The sequence below is a fragment of the Sphingomonas sp. 66-10 genome, assembly GCF_001897045.1.
Lineage (GTDB): Bacteria > Pseudomonadota > Alphaproteobacteria > Sphingomonadales > Sphingomonadaceae > Sphingomonas > Sphingomonas lycopersici.
This window is the reverse complement of the sequence record NZ_MKRR01000167.1, coordinates 1-3,925: the sequence shown is the minus strand read 5'-3', so window position 1 is coordinate 3,925 and position 3,925 is coordinate 1. Positions and strand designations below refer to the sequence as shown.

The following is a 3,925-nucleotide window of genomic DNA, read 5'->3' as shown; positions in this document are numbered from 1 at the left end:
CGCCGCCGAGGCAGGACGAACATGCCACAGATATCCCAGCTCGCCGCCGTTTACGCGTCGCAGGTCTTCTGGCTGCTGCTGACGTTCGGCATCGTGTTCTTCGTCGTGGGCCGCGGCATGCTGCCCAAGGTGCAGAAGACGATCGATTCGCGCGACAAGTCGATCGCCGACGATCTCGCCGCCGCGTCCCGCGCGCGCGACGAGGCCGACAAGGCCGAGGAAGCATGGCGCCAGCGCGATCATGCCAACCGCGAAAAGGCGCAGGCGCTGGTCGCCGAAGCCCGTTCGCGCGCCGCCAAGGCGACCGAGGCGACGCTCCGCGCGGCGCATGAGGAGCAGGCGGCGAAGGTCGCGGCCGGCGAGGCGGAGGTCCGTGCGGCCACCGATCGTGCGCTGGCCGAGATCGAGGCGGTCGCCGCCGAGGCCGCGCAGGAGATCGTCTCGCGCGTCTCCGGTGCGTCGGTGTCGCTGGACGAGGCGAAAGGGGCCGTGAAGGCGGCGATGACGCATGGCTGATCTTCTTCTTCTTTCGCAGGCCGCCGAGGCTGCTGCCGAGGGCGCGGAACATGCCGCCGATCCGGCGCTGTTCGGGGTGCTGAACAGCACCGTCTGGGTGTCGATCGCGATGGCGGTGCTGATCGCGATCGTGATCTGGAAGGGCGGCATCCGTGCGATCGGCGCGATGCTCGATCGCCAGATCGCCGATATCCGCAAGCAGCTCGACGAAGCCAAGCAGCTGCGTTCCGAGGCCGAGGCGCTGCGCGACGAATATGCGCGCAAGATCGCCGATGCCGAAAAGAACGCCGCCGAAATGGCGACCCAGGCGGAGCATGAGGCCGAGGCCGTGATCGCCCAGGCCAAGGCCGATGCCGCCGAGCTGGTGCAGCGCCGCGCCAAGATGGCCGAGGACAAGATCGCCGCCGCCGAGCGCGCCGCGATCGCCGAGGTCCGCGCCAAGACCGCCGATGCGGCGGCCAAGGCGGCCGGCACGCTGATCGCCGAGCGCCACGGCGCGAGCGCGGACAAGGCGCTGGTCGACCGCACGATCGCCGGGCTGAGCCGTCCGCACTGAGCGGTTTCGTCTTAGTGAAGATACGAACGGGGCGGCCTTGGGGTCGCCCCGTTTCGTTTTGGGCGCCCGTCGTCAGGGGCGCCACCTTTCCTCCGTTCGGGTTGAGCCTGTCGAAGCCCTGCACTTTCTTCCGACGAAGTAGGGCAGCCTTTCGACAAGCTCAGGGCGAACGGAGGGGTTTTTCAGAATGGCAGCGGGGCGATATCCGGTTCGCGCCAGTCGTGCCGCGCATCGCGACAGAACAGCCGGTCGCGCCGCCAGTAGCCGAGCAGCCAGTCGGGCTTGCCGAGCGGTGAGGCGAGCAGCGCGGCGAGGATCGCGGACAGCCCGATCTCCCCCGGATAACCCGCCAGATGCGCCGCCGCCGCCCGTAGCGACGCAATCGTGATCGTATGGTGATAGCCGCCTTCGTCGGTGTTGGGCGTATCGGTCGCCTCGTTGTAGCGACGGATCGTCTCGCGCATTGCTGCGGGTGTCGCGACGTGGGGCCGGTGGCGGAGCAGCCAGAGCGCCGCCGCGAAATGCGCGGCGTGGCTCCATTCGCTTTTGGGCAGCGTGCAATCGAGCACGCCGAGCGCGATCCGCTCGATCGCTGCGTCATCGAGATCATGGGTCATGTCGGTCATCCGTCAAAAAAGGCCCGACCGACACGAAAAACCCCGCCGATCGGGCGGGGTGGTGGAGTGTCGCGAGGCGGGTCGGCTGCCTTCAGCAGCGCCCTCGATCGAGCACGCGCGCCAACGCCGCCAGAAAGGTGCGGGTTTGTTGGGTGTGCTTGCTCATGCTGTCGGGATTATCAGGCGCGGGCGGCAGGCTCAAGCGCCTCCCGAGAGCCGTTGTGCTCCCGCGAAGGCGGGAGCCCAGGCTGTTCGCGGGGACACAAGGCGGATTACGCGGATGCTCCTGCCACGCTAATGCACCGGCATGAGCGACGCGCGCGAATCGGGCTTGGCCCTCGATCCCAAATATGATGCCAACGGGCTCGTTACGGCGGTGGTCACCGATCGGGCGAGCGGCGCGGTGCTGATGGTCGCGCATATGAACGCCGAGGCGCTCGCCGCGACCCGGGCGAGCGGCGAGGCGACCTTCTGGTCGCGCAGTCGCGGGCGGCTGTGGAAGAAAGGCGAGACCTCGGGCAACGTGCTGCGCGTCGCGGAGATCAGGATCGATTGCGATCAGGACGCCTTGTGGCTGATCGCCGACCCCGCCGGCCCCGCCTGTCACACCGGCGCGTTGAGCTGCTTCTACCGCCGCCTCGCCGACGACGGGCTGGAGCGCGTCGATTGAGCCGAGCCGCGCTGGCGTTGCTCGTTCTGCTCGCCGGGTGCGGCACATCGCCCGCGCCGGCGCCCGAGCAGAGTGGTGCCGGGGCGCAACTCGAACGCGCGGCGATCGCGGCCGGGATGGTCGGTGACCCTACGCATGTCGACCCGGTCGGGGTGTTCGCATCGGAGAGCGACCATGTCTGCATCCTCCGCGCCGGCGGCGGCTATCGCATCGGCGCGAGCGTCGATTACGGCGACGGGCATCATTGCATTGCGCGCGGCACCGCCAAGGGGGTGGGGACGCTTGCGGTGACGCTGGGCGCCGGGTGCCGCTTCGAGGCGCGGCTCGACGGCGCCAAATTGGCCTTCCCGCCGGTACTGCCCCAATCCTGCGAGCAACTATGCACCGGCCGCGCATCGCTGAGCGCGCTCACCGCCGAGCGACTGAGTGCGGCCGAATCCGAGGCCGCCTCGCTGCCCGCACCCGACGGCAAGCCGCTATGTGGGGCCGCGGGTTGAACCCGTCCGCGTCATTCCCGCGAAGGCGGGAATCTATTCGCGCAGGTCACGGAAAGAGTCGTGAGGCCAGCCAGAATGGATTCCCGCCTTCGCGGGAATGACGGAGGATTTCAAGGGCGGTCACCGGTCGGGACAAAGTTGACGTTCACGTAAAGGGAAGTTAGCTTCCTCTTATGTCGAGCGTTGCCGCCTACGCCCAGATTCCCCCGCTGCCCGATCGCGACGATTTCTCGATCACCGATCTGGCGGCCGAATTCGGGGTCACCGCGCGGGCGCTGCGCTTCTACGAGGACGAAGGCCTGATCGCGCCCGAGCGGCGCGGCACCGCGCGAATCTATTCGCACCGCGATCGCGCGCGGCTGGCGTGGATCCTGCGCGGCAAGCGCGTCGGGTTCAGCCTCGCGGAGATCCGCGAGATGATCGACCTCTACGACCTCGGCGACGGCCGCCACACGCAACGCGCGGTCACGATCGAGCGTTGCCGTGCACGCATCGCCACGCTCGACGCGCAAAAGAAAGACATCGACGCCGCGATCGCGGAGCTGGGCGATTTCGTCGCCTTGCTCGAGGCCGGCGCAACCAAGGAAGCCTGATCCATGCCGCAATATACGCCGCCCGTCCGCGACACGCGTTTCGTGCTCGATCACGTCGTCAAGCTCAACAATTACACCAATCTGCCGAGCTTCGCGGCGGCGACCCCCGATACGGTGGACGCGGTGCTCGAAGAGGGCGGGCGGTTCGTCGCCGAGGTGCTGTTCCCGCTCAACCAATCGGGCGATCAGGAGGGGTGCACCCGTCACCCCGACGGGACGGTGACGACGCCCAAGGGCTTCAAGGACGCCTATGCCAAGTTCGTCGAATCCGGCTGGGGCACGCTTTCCGCGCCCGAGGCATTCGGCGGGCAGGATATGCCGCACGTCGTCGCGACGGCGTTTCAGGAATTCATGGTTTCGTCGAACATGGCGTTCGCCATGTATCCGGGGCTGGCGCACGGCGCGATTTCCGCGCTGCGCGTGAAGGGGTCGCCCGAGCAGCAGCAGACCTATCTGCCGAAGCTCGTGTCGGGCGA

At 68.2% G+C, this 3,925-nt stretch carries 7 protein-coding genes; 6 read left to right on the top strand and 1 reads right to left on the bottom strand.

Features of this window, described 5'->3' with window-relative positions:
• Positions 1 to 21 precede the first annotated feature (21 nt).
• Both BGN95_RS26055 and BGN95_RS26050 read left to right on the top strand, forming a co-directional pair.
• Positions 22 to 516, top strand: a complete 495-nt coding sequence (locus tag BGN95_RS26055; protein ID WP_286774552.1) for a F0F1 ATP synthase subunit B — start codon at positions 22 to 24, stop codon at positions 514 to 516.
• A complete protein-coding gene (locus BGN95_RS26050) occupies positions 509 to 1,072 on the top strand; it encodes a F0F1 ATP synthase subunit B family protein (RefSeq protein WP_179511314.1) in 564 nt (187 codons plus the stop codon). Before BGN95_RS26055 ends, BGN95_RS26050 begins: the two co-directional genes overlap by 8 nt.
• Positions 1,073 to 1,254: 182 nt before the next feature.
• Here the strand turns inward: BGN95_RS26050 and BGN95_RS26045 are convergent, their stop codons facing one another.
• Positions 1,255 to 1,689 (bottom strand): hypothetical protein, encoded by a 435-nt coding sequence (locus BGN95_RS26045; RefSeq protein WP_179511315.1) that lies wholly within the window; start codon positions 1,687 to 1,689, stop codon positions 1,255 to 1,257.
• 307 nt (positions 1,690 to 1,996) lie between these two features.
• On the opposite strand from BGN95_RS26045, the gene hisI reads away from it, so the two are divergent.
• The 4 genes from hisI to BGN95_RS26025 form a co-directional block, all read left to right on the top strand.
• Complete coding sequence (gene hisI, locus BGN95_RS26040) at positions 1,997 to 2,359, top strand: phosphoribosyl-AMP cyclohydrolase (protein WP_179511316.1); 363 nt, start codon at positions 1,997 to 1,999, stop codon at positions 2,357 to 2,359.
• Positions 2,356 to 2,856 carry a hypothetical protein gene (locus tag BGN95_RS26035; protein ID WP_286774518.1) on the top strand — a complete coding sequence of 167 codons (501 nt, stop codon included), beginning with the start codon at positions 2,356 to 2,358 and terminating at the stop codon, positions 2,854 to 2,856. The genes hisI and BGN95_RS26035 overlap by 4 nt, the downstream gene beginning before the upstream one ends.
• A gap of 173 nt (positions 2,857 to 3,029) precedes the next feature.
• The gene (locus BGN95_RS26030; RefSeq protein ID WP_179511317.1) at positions 3,030 to 3,449 is read left to right on the top strand and encodes a MerR family transcriptional regulator; all 420 of its coding nucleotides are present in this window, start codon (positions 3,030 to 3,032) and stop codon (positions 3,447 to 3,449) included.
• Positions 3,450 to 3,452: 3 nt separating this feature from the next.
• On the top strand, positions 3,453 to 3,925 hold a 473-nt coding region (locus tag BGN95_RS26025), incomplete at its 3' end, for an acyl-CoA dehydrogenase family protein (protein ID WP_286774517.1).

Excerpts from the sequence above, each read along its gene's own strand:
- BGN95_RS26055 (WP_286774552.1), top strand. The coding sequence starts at position 22 with ATGCCACAGATATCCCAGCTCGCCGCCGTTTACGCGTCGCAGGTCTTC.
- BGN95_RS26050 (WP_179511314.1), top strand. The coding sequence starts at position 509 with ATGGCTGATCTTCTTCTTCTTTCGCAGGCCGCCGAGGCTGCTGCCGAG.
- BGN95_RS26045 (WP_179511315.1), bottom strand. The coding sequence starts at position 1,689 with ATGACCCATGATCTCGATGACGCAGCGATCGAGCGGATCGCGCTCGGC.
- hisI (WP_179511316.1), top strand. The coding sequence starts at position 1,997 with ATGAGCGACGCGCGCGAATCGGGCTTGGCCCTCGATCCCAAATATGAT.
- BGN95_RS26030 (WP_179511317.1), top strand. The coding sequence starts at position 3,030 with ATGTCGAGCGTTGCCGCCTACGCCCAGATTCCCCCGCTGCCCGATCGC.